The 12937-nt window shown below is 47.2% G+C and carries 18 protein-coding genes; 12 read left to right on the plus strand and 6 right to left on the minus strand.

Annotated elements, in window-relative coordinates:
- Positions 1 to 7: 7 nt before the first annotated feature.
- Together ACO6VG_RS09200 and ACO6VG_RS09205 are read right to left on the minus strand one after the other, a co-directional pair.
- Entirely contained in the window at positions 8 to 364 is a 357-nt protein-coding gene (locus tag ACO6VG_RS09200; RefSeq protein ID WP_422139768.1) for a YgiW/YdeI family stress tolerance OB fold protein, read from the minus strand.
- Between the two features lie 129 nt (positions 365 to 493).
- The gene (locus ACO6VG_RS09205) at positions 494 to 907 is read right to left on the minus strand and encodes a hypothetical protein (RefSeq protein ID WP_422410003.1); all 414 of its coding nucleotides are present in this window, start codon (positions 905 to 907) and stop codon (positions 494 to 496) included.
- A 171-nt stretch (positions 908 to 1078) separates the two neighbouring features.
- On the opposite strand from ACO6VG_RS09205, the gene ACO6VG_RS09210 reads away from it, so the two are divergent.
- The gene (locus tag ACO6VG_RS09210) at positions 1079 to 1666 is read left to right on the plus strand and encodes an RING finger domain-containing protein (RefSeq protein ID WP_422136674.1); all 588 of its coding nucleotides are present in this window, start codon (positions 1079 to 1081) and stop codon (positions 1664 to 1666) included.
- Positions 1667 to 1794: 128 nt separating this feature from the next.
- Here the strand turns inward: ACO6VG_RS09210 and ACO6VG_RS09215 are convergent, their stop codons facing one another.
- Positions 1795 to 2037 (minus strand): fructose-bisphosphatase class II, encoded by a 243-nt coding sequence (locus ACO6VG_RS09215; protein ID WP_422473619.1) that lies wholly within the window; start codon positions 2035 to 2037, stop codon positions 1795 to 1797.
- 130 nt (positions 2038 to 2167) lie between these two features.
- On the opposite strand from ACO6VG_RS09215, the gene ACO6VG_RS09220 reads away from it, so the two are divergent.
- Positions 2168 to 2743, plus strand: coding sequence for a hypothetical protein (locus ACO6VG_RS09220; protein ID WP_422473621.1), 576 nt, complete (start codon positions 2168 to 2170; stop codon positions 2741 to 2743).
- Positions 2744 to 2888: 145 nt separating this feature from the next.
- Here the strand turns inward: ACO6VG_RS09220 and ACO6VG_RS09225 are convergent, their stop codons facing one another.
- The gene (locus ACO6VG_RS09225) at positions 2889 to 3113 is read right to left on the minus strand and encodes a fructose-bisphosphatase class II (protein ID WP_422410007.1); all 225 of its coding nucleotides are present in this window, start codon (positions 3111 to 3113) and stop codon (positions 2889 to 2891) included.
- A 144-nt stretch (positions 3114 to 3257) separates the two neighbouring features.
- Here ACO6VG_RS09225 and ACO6VG_RS09230 point away from each other — a divergent pair, with 144 nt between their 5' ends.
- Positions 3258 to 3836, plus strand: coding sequence for an RING finger domain-containing protein (locus ACO6VG_RS09230; protein WP_422473623.1), 579 nt, complete (start codon positions 3258 to 3260; stop codon positions 3834 to 3836).
- A gap of 146 nt (positions 3837 to 3982) precedes the next feature.
- On the opposite strand, the gene ACO6VG_RS09235 is transcribed toward ACO6VG_RS09230, so the two are convergent.
- Entirely contained in the window at positions 3983 to 4168 is a 186-nt protein-coding gene (locus ACO6VG_RS09235) for a fructose-bisphosphatase class II (RefSeq protein ID WP_422137064.1), read from the minus strand.
- Between the two features lie 183 nt (positions 4169 to 4351).
- Between ACO6VG_RS09235 and ACO6VG_RS09240 the strand changes: the two genes are divergently transcribed.
- Complete coding sequence (locus ACO6VG_RS09240; protein WP_422139770.1) at positions 4352 to 4936, plus strand: RING finger domain-containing protein; 585 nt, start codon at positions 4352 to 4354, stop codon at positions 4934 to 4936.
- A gap of 148 nt (positions 4937 to 5084) precedes the next feature.
- On the opposite strand, the gene glpX is transcribed toward ACO6VG_RS09240, so the two are convergent.
- Positions 5085 to 6095 (minus strand): class II fructose-bisphosphatase, encoded by a 1011-nt coding sequence (gene glpX / locus ACO6VG_RS09245; protein ID WP_422473625.1) that lies wholly within the window; start codon positions 6093 to 6095, stop codon positions 5085 to 5087.
- 308 nt (positions 6096 to 6403) lie between these two features.
- On the opposite strand from glpX, the gene rpsL reads away from it, so the two are divergent.
- From rpsL to ACO6VG_RS09285, 8 genes are all read left to right on the plus strand, one after another.
- Positions 6404 to 6778 carry a 30S ribosomal protein S12 gene (rpsL, locus tag ACO6VG_RS09250; protein ID WP_034841716.1) on the plus strand — a complete coding sequence of 125 codons (375 nt, stop codon included), beginning with the start codon at positions 6404 to 6406 and terminating at the stop codon, positions 6776 to 6778.
- A gap of 136 nt (positions 6779 to 6914) precedes the next feature.
- Positions 6915 to 7385, plus strand: a complete 471-nt coding sequence (gene rpsG / locus ACO6VG_RS09255) for a 30S ribosomal protein S7 (RefSeq protein WP_252177337.1) — start codon at positions 6915 to 6917, stop codon at positions 7383 to 7385.
- 18 nt (positions 7386 to 7403) lie between these two features.
- A complete protein-coding gene (gene fusA / locus ACO6VG_RS09260) occupies positions 7404 to 9506 on the plus strand; it encodes an elongation factor G (protein WP_422136678.1) in 2103 nt (700 codons plus the stop codon).
- 100 nt (positions 9507 to 9606) lie between these two features.
- Entirely contained in the window at positions 9607 to 10800 is a 1194-nt protein-coding gene (gene tuf / locus ACO6VG_RS09265; protein WP_257254328.1) for an elongation factor Tu, read from the plus strand.
- Positions 10801 to 11040: 240 nt separating this feature from the next.
- The gene (locus tag ACO6VG_RS09270) at positions 11041 to 11388 is read left to right on the plus strand and encodes a type II toxin-antitoxin system RelE/ParE family toxin (RefSeq protein ID WP_422136679.1); all 348 of its coding nucleotides are present in this window, start codon (positions 11041 to 11043) and stop codon (positions 11386 to 11388) included.
- Positions 11369 to 11659 carry a helix-turn-helix domain-containing protein gene (locus ACO6VG_RS09275; RefSeq protein WP_422136680.1) on the plus strand — a complete coding sequence of 97 codons (291 nt, stop codon included), beginning with the start codon at positions 11369 to 11371 and terminating at the stop codon, positions 11657 to 11659. Before ACO6VG_RS09270 ends, ACO6VG_RS09275 begins: the two co-directional genes overlap by 20 nt.
- Before the next feature lie 251 nt (positions 11660 to 11910).
- The gene (locus ACO6VG_RS09280; protein ID WP_422473627.1) at positions 11911 to 12627 is read left to right on the plus strand and encodes an extracellular solute-binding protein; all 717 of its coding nucleotides are present in this window, start codon (positions 11911 to 11913) and stop codon (positions 12625 to 12627) included.
- Positions 12628 to 12635: 8 nt separating this feature from the next.
- The gene (locus ACO6VG_RS09285; protein WP_422473629.1) at positions 12636 to 12914 is read left to right on the plus strand and encodes a hypothetical protein; all 279 of its coding nucleotides are present in this window, start codon (positions 12636 to 12638) and stop codon (positions 12912 to 12914) included.
- Positions 12915 to 12937: the final 23 nt, after the last annotated feature.

Here is a 12937-nt window from a genome sequence, read left to right on the forward strand (position 1 = left end):
GCTCTGTTCAGATGACGGTGATTTTTTCGACTTCTATCTCGGTTGTTTCAAAAGCACCGCTTTCTACTTCGCCCAAAATCTTAACTTTGGTCTTTTCATTGATCTGCACCTGAGGCATGTCTCTGGATTCAATCTCTACCTGAATGCTGTCGTTGCCATCTGAAAAGGTGTAGGTTTCATCGTCGATTTTGTTGGTCAGGTAACCGGTAAGTTCCACCTGGGAGTCATCAACCGGGTTTTCGATGATGGAAGCAACATCATTGATCCTGGGTGTGCTGATGGGGCCGGTGTATTCAGCAAATGCGTTGCCAGTGGTCAGTGCGATCGTTGAAGCAGCGAGGAAAGCAGATAGTGTCTTATTCATGGTTTCAATCTCCGGTTTTTCTTTCGAAATGGGTATCTGTGTAAAAGGTGGGCTTAGATTAATCGAAAGCAGTTAACCGGAAGATGAGTGAATCATTAAACTTTTTTCATAAAAGAAAAAACTGTGGCTTCAGGGGCCAAGCTTCCAGGTAGTAACCGGCAGTTTATAGTGCTCCAGAACCTGTTGTAAGCGTTCCCAATATTCATGGTCGGATGGTTTTCTCAGAATCAACACAATCCCAGCCTGTTTTTTGGTCAGCATTCCATAGGCAAGAGACTGGCCGATGGCTTCAGGCCATTTGTTGGCAAAATCCATTTCGATGGCGTGAAGGTCAGTTATGCAATCGACACGTCTACCGTCGTCGAGTCTGGCTTCAACTTCTCCGCCTCTACCTTCGCACCAGACCTTCTGATACCAGAGCTCGGGTTCCGATGCCCAGGCCAGATTGACAAGCAGAAGCGATAAAAAAATCGTAAGGAGGCGCGGCAGTGTCGTTAACATGTGCTCAATCCATTGAGTCAATGTTTTAACGCTACCTGTCACGGCTGCTCAGTGCAATGCTTTAAGACCCAAAGGGAATTATCTATCGCCTTCCGGGAGAGGAAAAGCACCTTGATGACAGAACGATTTAAAAATCCAAGTATTTATAAGGAACTAAAACCAAATTTAAATATCTAAGAATGTAATGGGAAAAAAATATAACAGGGGGGGTGTATGGAAAGTAATCACAGTGTTAATGATACTACTCAATGCTCAATTTGTTTTGGCGCAGTAGAGTGCAAAAGCATCAAACTAAAATGCGGACATGTTTTTGGTTTATCATGCATAAAGCAATGGATGAAAAGGACTAATCAATATAACTGCCTTTTCTGTAGAGAACAATTAACTGATGATCAGATAAAAGAGATAAAAAAAACCTCGTTGTGGGAACGTGTGGTAACTATTCCGGAAAAAACGATTAAATTTTTGTTCCAATCTATTGTGGCATTATCTCTTCCAGTATCTCCTTCGGCTGCTGTCGGGCTTGCTGTCGGGGCTGCCGGAGCTGCCGGAGCTGCTTTTGCCGGGGTTGGCGGGGTAGATGTTGTACCTCCCGCTGCGGCCGTGACTGGGTCTCTTATCGCGTGTGTCTGGGCTGCTAGTGAGCCTGAAAGGCATGTCAGTGTCGTTCCCGGTATCGTTACCGGTGTTGCTACCGGCATTGTCTTCGGGAATTATGCGGGTGCTGGCTTAGCTATCGGGTGTACTGCCGCGACTATTATCTGTGATGTTGGTAATTATCTCGGAATAAACGATTTTTAATGTTGCAGAGCAATTTCGACGCGTACTCCTATGGCTGTTCCCTCTACTACTGTCGTGGCAGATGCAGCATATGAGGCAGGAGAGCTACTGACTATTCTCAATGGTCAATGGCTCATAGGAAAACAGGGTTAAAGGATGACACCCTTGATGTCGCCATCTTTACGATCCAGATAGTGGATAGACTTGATACGATGGATCGTACGGGATTTACCACGAATCACCAGTGTTTCGGTTTCTGCGATATTACCCTTGAGGGAAACACCTTTCAGCAGGTCGCCCCTGGTAATACCGGTGGCCGGGGTGTCGTCAGCCAGTAAAGCAAGATCCTGTTGATGTCCTGCCTCATTGCCCCAAAGAGGATTATCTACCACCTTTCAAGAGAGGAAAAACACCTTGATGACAGAACGAGTTAAAAATCCAAGTATTCATACGGAACTAAAACCAAATTTAAGTATCTAATAATGTTGAAACCAACTGAAAATATAATAGGAGGTCTTTGATATGAATAGTCTTAACGGTGATATAAGAACAATATGTCAAGATACAAAACATTGTGAAAGCAACACTCCAAGCACTCTAGATTGTGGACATGCTTCTGGTAGATCATGCACGCAGGTAGGGCTGGAAAGAAGTAACCAAATAAACTGCCATCTCTGTCGAGAACAATTATCTGGTGATGATATAGAGATAGAACAAATTCCATTGCAGAAACGCATGGTAACTATTTTGGAACGAACTACTAAATTTATTTGCGAGACTGTTGACATGTTTGCTCACCCAACTCCCTCGCTTCTTGTTGGGATTGCTGGCGGGGCTACCGCAGCTGTAGCTGCATTAGTTGCAGATGAGTACAATGGTGGGATTGGCGCTTCTATGTTTATTACTTGTACTACCGGCGTTTCCGTGAGTATTCTTGAATGGGAGCGTCAATTGACTGTCGAACTTGCTACTGGTATTGCTACTGGTGTTGCTTCTGGTATTGCTACTTCTGTCTTTATGGGAAAGCCCGCAGCTGTCTGTTTAGCTACCGTGTCTGTTGTCAAGGTTGCTGCCAATTATCTCGTAAGAAATCATTAAAATGATTTGCTGAGCAATTTTGAAGCATATTCTCCTGGCTCATCCCTCAGTCACTGGTGCCAGATTTAATTGACAAGAGCCATGAACAAAAGAAGGAAGGAATCATTTCTGTTTTCAATAGACAATGGCTCGGAGGAAAACAAAGTTAAAGGATGACACCCTTGATGTCGTCATCTTTACGATCCAGATAGTGGATAGACTTGATACGATGGATCGTACGGGATTTACCACGAATCACCAGTGTTTCGGTTTCTGCGATATTACCTTGGCGGGAAACACCTTCCAGCAGGTCGCCCCTGGTAATACCGGTGGCCGGGGTGTCGTCAGCCAGTAAAGCAAGATCCTGTTGATGTCCTGCCTCATCGCCCAAAAGGGGATTATCTATCGCCTTCCGGGAGAGAAAAAACACCTTGATGACAGAACGAGTTAAAAATCCAAGTATTTATAAGGAACTAAAACCAAAAATAAGTATCTAATAATGTAATAAGCCAAAAGTATAATAGGGGGTTTTGCTATGGATGGTGATTGCAGAGTTGATAATATTAAGTGCGCAATATGTTATGACACAGCAAATTGCGACAGCATCGAACTAAAATGCGGGCATGCTTTTGGTAAATCATGCATGCAGAAATGGTTGGCAAGGAATGACCAAAAAAACTGCCACTTCTGTCGAAAAGAATTAACTGATATTGATTTAAAAAAGATAGGGAAAATTCCATTGCATGAACGCATGGTAGTTATTTTGGAAAGAACTATTAAATTTATTCGCGAGACTGTTGACATGACTGTTGACATGTTTGTTCACCCAAATCCCTCGCTTCTTGTTGGGATTGCTGGCGGGGCTACCGCAACTTTAGCTGCAGTAGTTGCAGATGAGAACGATGCTGGGATTGGCGCTTCTATTTTTATTAGTTGTACTATCGGCGGTTTTGTGAGTATTCATGAATGGGAGCGTCAATTGACTGTCGAACTTGCTACTGGTTTTGCTACTGGTGTTGCTACTTTTGTCTCTATGGGAAAGCCCGCAGCTTTCAGTTTAGCTGCCGTGTCTGTTGTCAAGCTTGCTGCCAATTATCTTGTAAGAAATCATTAAAATGATTTGCTGAGCTATTTTGAAGCATATTCTCCTGGCTGATCCCTCAGTCACTGGTGCCAGATTTAATTGACAAGAGCCATGAACAAAAGAAGGAAGGAGCCATTTCTGTTTTTCAATAGACAATGGCTCCGAGGAAAACAAAGTTAAAGGATGACACCCTTAATGTCGTCGTCTTTACGATCCAGATAGTGGATAGACTTGATACGACGGATCGTACGTGATTTACCACGAATCACCAGTGTTTCGGTTTCTGCGATATTACCTTGGCGGGAAACACCTTCCAGCAGGTCGCCCTTGGTAATACCGGTGACCGGGGTGTCGTCAGCCAGTGAAGCAAGATCCTGTTGATGTTCTGCCTCATCGCCCTAAAGGGGATTATCTATCGCCTTTCGGGAGAGAAAAAACACCTTGATGACAGAACGAGTTAAAAATCCAAGTATTTATAAGGAACTAAAACCAAATATAAGTATCTAATAATGTAATAAGCCAAAAGTATAATAGGGGGGTTTGCTATGGATGGTGATTGCAGAGTTAATGGTATTATTGAGATTAAGTGCACAATATGTTTTGACACAACAAATTGCAAAAGTATCAAACTAGAATGCGGACATGCTTTTGGTAAATCATGCATGCAGCAATGGTTGGAAAGGAATAAACAACAAAGCTGCCGTATCTGTCTAAAAAAATTAACTGATAGTGATATAAAACAGATAAAAAAAATTCCATTGCAGGAACGCATGGTAACTATTTCGAAAAGAACTCTTAAATTTATTCGCAAGATTAGTTACACGTTTGCTCACCCAACTCCCTCGTTTTTTATTTCGGCTGCTGGCGGGACTGTAGGAGTTGCAGGTGGAGTAATTGCAGATGACGTCCGTTCTTCCGGGGCACTCGCCGCTGCCATGGTTGGTGGTGCTATCAACACTTTCTTGGCTACTCAGCTGCGTGGAAAGACTGTCGATGTTGCTACTGGTGTTGCTACCGGTATTGCTAGTGGTGTTGCTACTTATGCCGTTATGGGAATCCCTGGAGTTTTCTGTTTAGCTGCCGTGTCTGTTGTCGGGGTTGCTGCCAATTATCTCGTAAAAAATCATTAAAATGATTTGCTGAGATATTTTTTGAAGCATATTCTCCTGGCTGATCCCTCAAGCACCGCTGCTCAGATTTAATTGACAACAGTTGCGAATAGAAAGAAGGGGGAGCCATTTCTGTTTTCAATAGACAATGGCTCGGAGGAAAACAAAGTTAAAGGATGACACCCTTAATGTCGTCGTCTTTACGATCCAGATAGTGGATAGACTTGATACGACGGATCGTACGGGATTTACCACGAATCACCAGTGTTTCGGTTTCTGCGATGTTACCCTGGCGGGAAACACCTTCCAGCAGGTCGCCCTTGGTAATACCGGTTGCCGAGAACACCACGTTATCAGAACTGGCCATATCATCCAGACGCAAGAGAATGCCGGGCTCAATACCCATTTCTTTACAGCGGCTGCGTTCAACATCACCGGCAGCCCTGTTTTCAGGCGTATCGCCTTTGGCTTGATCGCGGGTCATCAGACGACCTTGCATATCGCCACCCAATGCACGAATCACAGCTGCCGATACTACGCCTTCGGGTGCACCGCCGATGCAGTACATCATGTCGACTTCGCTGTCGGGCATACAGGTCAGAATAGAGGCGGCTACATCACCATCAGGAAGGGCAAAAACCTTTACGCCCATTTTTTGCATCATCTCAATGGCGCTGTCGTGACGAGGCTTGGCCAGTGTGATAACGGTCAGATTTTCTATGGGCTTGTGCAGTGCTTTGGCGACATTATGGATGTTCTCTTCAAGGCTAAGGTTCAGGTCGATGGCGTTTTTCGCGCCAGGACCGGCAACCAGCTTTTCCATATACATGTCGGGCGCTTTCAGGAAGGAACCTTTATCGCCAGCAGCCAGAACGGCCACAGCATTGTTCTGACCCATTGCAGTCATGCGGGTACCTTCAATAGGATCAACGGCAATATCAATACTCTCGCCCTGACCCTTGCCGACTTTTTCTCCGATGTAGAGCATGGGGGCTTCGTCGATTTCGCCTTCACCAATGATAATCTCGCCATCCATCTGAACTTTGTTGAGCATGGCTCTCATGGCTTCAACTGCTGCACCGTCAGCCGCATTCTTATCGCCTCTGCCAAGCCACTTATAACCAGCCAGGGCTGCCGCTTCGGTCACACGTGAGAATTCAATCGCCAGTTCGCGTTTCATGGTAATCCTGAGGGTGATCTAGGGTATGGGCGGGACTTTATCACAACTCTGACATCCGGAGTGAATCGCAATAATCGGGATTTTACTCCGCGAGCTTCACTTTTACACGATTTGTGTTATCCACAGACTTGACGCAATTCCCAGCATTCCGTAAAATTTCGCCGCTTTATATTGCCCCTAGCTGTATTTGAAAGGGGTTGGTAGATGCCGGTTTTTACGCCGGCTTTTGCCGTTGAAGCAAAGAATCTTCTGCGCACTCCTCTGACGCAGCTGATTCTTACTTACTTAGAAACGACTGGAGTTCGCCAATGGCAACAATTAACCAGCTGGTTCGCAAGCCTCGCAAGCGTAAGGTCAAAAAGACCGACGTTCCTGCGCTGCAGGCCTGCCCACAGCGTCGCGGTGTATGCACCCGTGTTTACACTACTACCCCCAAGAAGCCAAACTCTGCGCTGCGTAAAGTTTGTCGTGTGCGTCTGACCAACGGCTTCGAAGTGACTTCCTACATTGGTGGTGAAGGTCACAACCTGCAGGAGCACAGTGTTGTTCTGATCCGTGGCGGTCGTGTAAAAGACTTGCCCGGTGTTCGTTACCACACCGTTCGCGGTAGCCTGGATACTCAGGGTGTTAACGACCGTAAGCAGGGCCGTTCCAAGTACGGTACCAAAAAGCCTAAGTCTTGAACTGGTTGCTTGAAACCAGTGTCCAGAGACTAGACTTGAGAACGCTCAGTAGAGCAAGAATTTAACAGTAGGTTGATAAGAGTAAGGTCAGGAGTTTTTTCCTGAGCTACCTGAAGGCCGAAAAGAGGGCTTATCAATGCCAAGAAGACGCGTAGTCGCCAAGCGCGAAGTACTGCCAGATCCAAAGTTTCATAACAAGACTCTGGCAAAATTCATTAACCATGTGATGGTTTCCGGTAAAAAATCTGTTGCCGAGAAAATCGTCTATGGCGCACTGGACAAAGTTCAGGAGCGTACCAGCAAGGACCCTCTGGAGCAGTTTGAAAAAGCGCTCGAGTCCATCGCTCCTGTGGTAGAGGTAAAGTCCCGCCGCGTCGGTGGTGCTACCTACCAGGTACCTGTAGAAGTTCGTCCAAGCCGTCGCACAGCACTGGCTATGCGCTGGCTGGTTGACGCTGCGCGTAAGCGTGGCGAGAAGTCTATGGATCTTCGCCTGGCCGGCGAACTGATGGATGCTGCCGAGAACAAGGGTGCCGCTGTCAAGAAGCGTGAAGACGTGCATCGCATGGCTGAAGCTAACAAAGCGTTCTCTCACTACCGTTTCTAAGTATCAGAGGATTGAGTCGTGGCCCGTAAAACCCCTATTGACCGCTATCGCAATATTGGTATTTGTGCCCATGTTGACGCGGGTAAGACAACGACCACTGAACGTGTATTGTTCTACACCGGTCTGAGCCACAAAATTGGTGAGGTGCACGACGGTGCAGCTACTATGGACTGGATGGAGCAGGAGCAGGAGCGTGGTATTACCATTACTTCTGCTGCTACTACATGTTTCTGGCGTGGTATGGATGCTCAGTTTGATGAGCATCGTGTAAACATTATCGATACTCCCGGACACGTTGACTTCACCATTGAGGTTGAGCGTTCCCTGCGTGTACTGGACGGAGCTGTCGTTGTTCTGTGTGGTTCCTCTGGTGTTCAGCCTCAGACTGAGACCGTATGGCGTCAGGCTGACAAGTATGAAGTACCTCGTATGGTCTTCGTCAACAAGATGGACCGTACCGGTGCTAATTACCAGATGGTAGTCGATCAGCTGCGCGATCGTCTGAACGCAAATGCTGTTCCGATGCAGATGACGATTGGCTCTGAAGACGAGTTCAAAGGTGTTGTCGATCTGGTTAAGATGAAGGCGATCATCTGGAACGAAGCTGACCAGGGTATGACCTTCAACTATGAAGACATTCCTGCCGAGATGGCCGATGTCTGTGCAGAAATGCACGAATACATGGTTGAAGCAGCTGCCGAGTCCACTGAAGAGCTGATGGAGAAGTACCTTGAAGAAGGTGAACTCTCTGAGGAAGAAATCAAGGCCGGTATCCGTGCTCGCACCCTGGCTAACGAAATTATTCCGGTATTCGGTGGCTCCGCATTCAAGAACAAGGGCGTACAGGCCGTTCTGGATGCTGTTATCGAATACATGCCTTCTCCGAAAGAAGTTAAGGCCATTGAAGGTATTCTGGACGACGGTAAAGACACGGTAGAAACCCGTGAAGCTGACGACAATGCTCCGTTTGCTGCGCTGGCGTTCAAAATTGCTACCGACCCATTCGTGGGTACCCTGACCTTCATCCGTAGTTACTCCGGTACCCTGAATTCCGGCGACACCGTTTACAACCCTGTTAAGGGCAAGCGTGAGCGTGTAGGTCGTATGGTTCAGATGCACTCTAACAACCGTGAAGAACTCAAAGAGTGTCTGGCGGGTGATATCGTTGCTCTGATCGGTATGAAGGACGTGACCACTGGCGACACTCTGTGCGCCATGAACAGCGTTATTACTCTTGAGCGTATGGAATTCCCGGAGCCTGTAATCTCTGTTGCGGTTGAGCCAAAGACCAAGGCCGACCAGGAGAAGATGGGTATCGCTCTGGGTAAACTGGCCCAGGAAGATCCTTCTTTCCGTGTTCATACCGACGAAGAGAGCGGTCAGACCATCATCTCCGGTATGGGTGAGCTGCATCTGGACATCATCGTTGACCGTATGCGTCGCGAGTTCAAGGTTGAAGCGAACATTGGTAAGCCACAGGTTGCTTATCGTGAGAAGCTGAAAGCTACCGTTGATGCTAACCACAAGTTTGCCAAGCAGTCTGGTGGTCGTGGTCAGTACGGTCACGTTGTGATTGAGTTCTCTCCGGCTGAAGAAGGTGAAGAAGGTCTTCAGTTCGTCAACGAGATTGTTGGTGGTGTTATTCCGAAAGAATACATCCCGGCTGTTCAGAAGGGTCTGGAAGAGCAGATGCAGAACGGTGTTATTGCCGGCTACCCTCTGCTGGGTCTGAAAGCTCGTCTGTACGATGGTTCTTACCACGATGTTGACTCCAACGAAATGGCGTTTAAAATCGCTGCTTCTCAATGTCTGAAGAAATACGCGCCACAGGCTAACCCTGTTCTGATGGAGCCCATGATGAAGGTTGAGGTGGTAACACCTGAAGACTACATGGGTGACGTTATGGGTGACCTGAATCGTCGTCGTGGTATTGTTCAGGGTATGGAAGATACACCTTCCGGTAAGGTTATTAACGCTCAGGTGCCACTGGGTGAAATGTTCGGCTACGCCACAGATCTGCGTTCAGCAACTCAGGGGCGTGCTACATACTCGATGGAATTCAGCGAGTATGCCGAAGCTCCCGCCAGCATTGCTGAAGCGGTCATTAAAAATCAGGGTTAATAGTGTATCTGCGGTGTTCTAACAGGCATAAAGGGCTGTTAGAATGCTGCACGAGAATCACTACCCCGAACCATTGATATTTATCTAAGGGTCAAGAGAAATGGCTAAGGAAAAATTTGAACGTTCGAAGCCGCACGTAAACGTCGGCACCATCGGTCACGTTGACCACGGTAAAACTACTCTGACGGCTGCACTGACTCGCGTATGTGCAGAAGTATGGGGTGGCGAAGCTAAAGACTTCTCTCAGATCGATAACGCTCCTGAAGAGCGTGAGCGTGGTATCACCATCTCTACTGCTCACGTAGAGTACGACTCTCCTAGCCGTCACTACGCTCACGTAGACTGCCCAGGACACGCCGACTACGTTAAGAACATGATCACCGGTGCTGCTCAGATGGACGGCGCTATCCTGGTATGTTCCGCTGCTGACGGCCCCATGCCTCAGACTCGTGAGCACATCCTGCTGTCTCGTCAGGTTGGCGTACCTTACATCGTGGTATTCCTGAACAAAGCTGACATGGTAGACGACGAAGAGCTGCTGGAACTGGTTGAAATGGAAGTTCGTGAACTGCTGGACACTTACGAGTTCCCGGGTGACGACACGCCAATCATCACTGGTTCTGCCCTGATGGCTCTGGAAGGTAAAGACGACAACGAAATGGGTACTTCCGCTGTTAAGAAGCTGGTTGAAACCCTGGACGAGTACATCCCTGAGCCAGAGCGTGCTATCGATCAGCCGTTCCTGATGCCTATCGAGGACGTATTCTCCATCGCTGGTCGTGGTACCGTAGTAACTGGCCGTGTTGAGCGTGGTATCATCACCGTTGGTGAAGAAGTAGAAATCATTGGTATCAAAGAGACTACCAAGACTACTGTTACCGGTGTTGAAATGTTCCGTAAGCTGCTGGACGAAGGTCGTGCAGGTGAGAACATTGGTGCGCTGCTGCGTGGTACCAAGCGTGAAGAAGTTGAGCGTGGTCAGTGTCTGATCAAGCCAGGAACTGTAACGCCTCACACCAAGTTCGAAGCAGAAGTTTACATTCTGTCCAAGGACGAAGGTGGTCGTCACACTCCATTCTTCAAGGGCTACCGTCCTCAGTTTTACTTCCGTACCACTGACGTGACCGGTGCTGTAGAACTGCCAGAAGGCGTTGAAATGGTAATGCCTGGTGACAACATTAACTTCGTAGCTACCCTGATCGCTCCAGTAGCGATGGAAGACGGTCTGCGCTTCGCTATCCGTGAAGGTGGTCGTACTGTAGGTGCTGGTGTTGTTGCCAAGATCATCGAGTGATATTGAATCGCTGGTAATCTAGACCACCCTATAAAAACCCCGGACTTGTCCGGGGTTTTTTTGTCTTTAAGCCGCTGGCTTTCCTGGTGGATGGGTGAAAACCATCTCAACGAATTGCGAAACCATGGCCCACCTGTCTGAAGAAAAAACTCAACCGGGCCTCTAGTTTATCTCGATTTGCCGACCGTCCCTGCCAATGGTTGAACTTGACAAGGTTAACAATATTGCTAACCTCACCTTATGAAAAAATTAACTTGGCACATCCATTTCTACAGTGATCGAGTCGCCAAGGACATGGATAAGCTGCCTGCCGGGATACTGGCTGATTTCATTGATCTTCTTGATCAGGTTGAAGTTCACGGTCCAAACCTTGGTGAACCTCATACCAAACCAATGGGGCGTGGGTTATATGAACTTAGGGCTAATGGATCTGAAGGAATAGGCAGGGGTCTTTTTTGCAGTGTGAAAGGAAACCATGTTGTTATTTTGCATGTGTTTCAGAAAAAAACTCAAAAAACATCTAAAAGAGACTTAGATCTTGGATATAAGCGGATGAAGGAGGTGCAGCATGGCAAACTTAAGTTATAAAGCATTTCGCAAGAAGGCGCTTGAGCGCGAAGATGTTCAAGCTGCGATGGAAGAAAAAGCAGAGTTCTTTGCACTCCGCCGTGAACTGATTCGAATGCGGCAGGAAGCTGGAATGACTCAGGAAGACATTGCCCGGGCGATAGGTACACAGAAAACCAGTATCTGCCGTCTCGAAAGTGCCAACAGTAAAACGCTCCCGAGTCTGGGTATGCTGAAAAAATATGCACAAGCCACCGGACACAAGCTCAACATCACTTTTTCTCCTTTGTGACACTTCCCTTGGTTTAATGCTGTCGTTTTAATGATGACAGCCAACTGGTTTTCAGGTGTCCATTTATCTGGTTTTTTTGTCGTTTTCAGTCACAGGTACTCCTTGTGATCTTCCTTTCTTGCGTTTTTCCAACCTCGAGAGTAATAACTAAGGCATGGATAAAAAGGTTTCATTTGATTGAAACATATCCGGAGTAAGGTGATGCCAGAAAATGTCGTTGGTTCAGGTCGATTCTAGTTGGAGATGACCTTATGAAAAAATGGATGACTGGTCTGGCTCTGGCGTCAGTATCTGTTGTTAGTAACACTTCTTTGGCTAATTCTCCTGAGGAGTTGACTGTTTACACGGCCTTTGAAACAGATCTGCTATCAACATTCGAAGAGGCTTTTGAGAAAGAGCATCCGAATATCACAATCAACTGGGTTCGTGATTCTACCGGAGTAATCACTGCCAGAATACTGGCAGAAGGCAAAGGAACTCCTGCTGATGTGGTATGGGGGCTGGCTGCTTCGTCTCAGGCTCTTCTGAAAAATCAGGGCATTATTAAAGCCTATACTCCGGAAGGTGTCTCCGAGCTTAAATCCGGCATGGTGGATCCGGAAAGCGATAAAGCCTGGTACGGACATGATGCTTTTTTTAATGCGATCTGTTTCAACAGCGTAGAGGCAGAAAAACTGGGTCTGCCAAAACCTGAAAAATGGGATGACCTTCTGAACCCGGTTTACAAAGGGCATATTATCATGCCTAATCCAGCCTCTTCCGGCACGGGTTACACTCAGGTGGCTGCCTGGCTGCAAACCATGGGTGAAGAAAAGGGCTGGGCGTACATGGAGGCTCTGGATAAAAATATTGCCAAATACACTCACTCTGGTTCCAAGCCTTGTGTTGAAGCAGCCCAGGGAGAAACGGTGATTGGTATTTCATTTGCTCTGCGTGGCGCTAAATTGAAACTCAGGGCGCACCAATAGATCTTGTGATGCCTCAGGGTGTTGGCTGGGATCTAGAGGCAGTTGGTCTGGTCAATACAAGCTCCGATGCAGCAAAAGCACTGGCTGACTGGTCGGTATCTGAAGAAGCCAATGAGCTTTACAACACGGTTTACCCGGTTGTCGCTCACAAGGATGTGAAAGGCGAAGTCAAAAATTACCCCGATGTTGAAGCTGTCATGGCTGACGTTGATTTTGGTCGTATGGCCAATGAGCGCGATGCCGTTCTTAAAGAATGGTCCGCTAAGTTTGAGTTTAAGTCAGAATAATAATACCCATCGCCAAAACACTT

This window comes from Endozoicomonas sp. ALB032 (assembly GCF_049310125.1).
In the GTDB taxonomy this organism is placed as follows: Bacteria; Pseudomonadota; Gammaproteobacteria; order Pseudomonadales; family Endozoicomonadaceae; genus Endozoicomonas_A.

Excerpts from the sequence above, each read along its gene's own strand:
- ACO6VG_RS09200 (WP_422139768.1), bottom strand. The coding sequence starts at position 364 with ATGAATAAGACACTATCTGCTTTCCTCGCTGCTTCAACGATCGCACTG.
- ACO6VG_RS09210 (WP_422136674.1), top strand. The coding sequence starts at position 1,079 with ATGGAAAGTAATCACAGTGTTAATGATACTACTCAATGCTCAATTTGT.
- ACO6VG_RS09220 (WP_422473621.1), top strand. The coding sequence starts at position 2,168 with ATGAATAGTCTTAACGGTGATATAAGAACAATATGTCAAGATACAAAA.
- ACO6VG_RS09230 (WP_422473623.1), top strand. The coding sequence starts at position 3,258 with ATGGATGGTGATTGCAGAGTTGATAATATTAAGTGCGCAATATGTTAT.
- ACO6VG_RS09240 (WP_422139770.1), top strand. The coding sequence starts at position 4,352 with ATGGATGGTGATTGCAGAGTTAATGGTATTATTGAGATTAAGTGCACA.
- glpX (WP_422473625.1), bottom strand. The coding sequence starts at position 6,095 with ATGAAACGCGAACTGGCGATTGAATTCTCACGTGTGACCGAAGCGGCA.
- rpsL (WP_034841716.1), top strand. The coding sequence starts at position 6,404 with ATGGCAACAATTAACCAGCTGGTTCGCAAGCCTCGCAAGCGTAAGGTC.
- rpsG (WP_252177337.1), top strand. The coding sequence starts at position 6,915 with ATGCCAAGAAGACGCGTAGTCGCCAAGCGCGAAGTACTGCCAGATCCA.
- tuf (WP_257254328.1), top strand. The coding sequence starts at position 9,607 with ATGGCTAAGGAAAAATTTGAACGTTCGAAGCCGCACGTAAACGTCGGC.
- ACO6VG_RS09270 (WP_422136679.1), top strand. The coding sequence starts at position 11,041 with ATGAAAAAATTAACTTGGCACATCCATTTCTACAGTGATCGAGTCGCC.
- ACO6VG_RS09275 (WP_422136680.1), top strand. The coding sequence starts at position 11,369 with ATGGCAAACTTAAGTTATAAAGCATTTCGCAAGAAGGCGCTTGAGCGC.
- ACO6VG_RS09280 (WP_422473627.1), top strand. The coding sequence starts at position 11,911 with ATGAAAAAATGGATGACTGGTCTGGCTCTGGCGTCAGTATCTGTTGTT.
- ACO6VG_RS09285 (WP_422473629.1), top strand. The coding sequence starts at position 12,636 with ATGCCTCAGGGTGTTGGCTGGGATCTAGAGGCAGTTGGTCTGGTCAAT.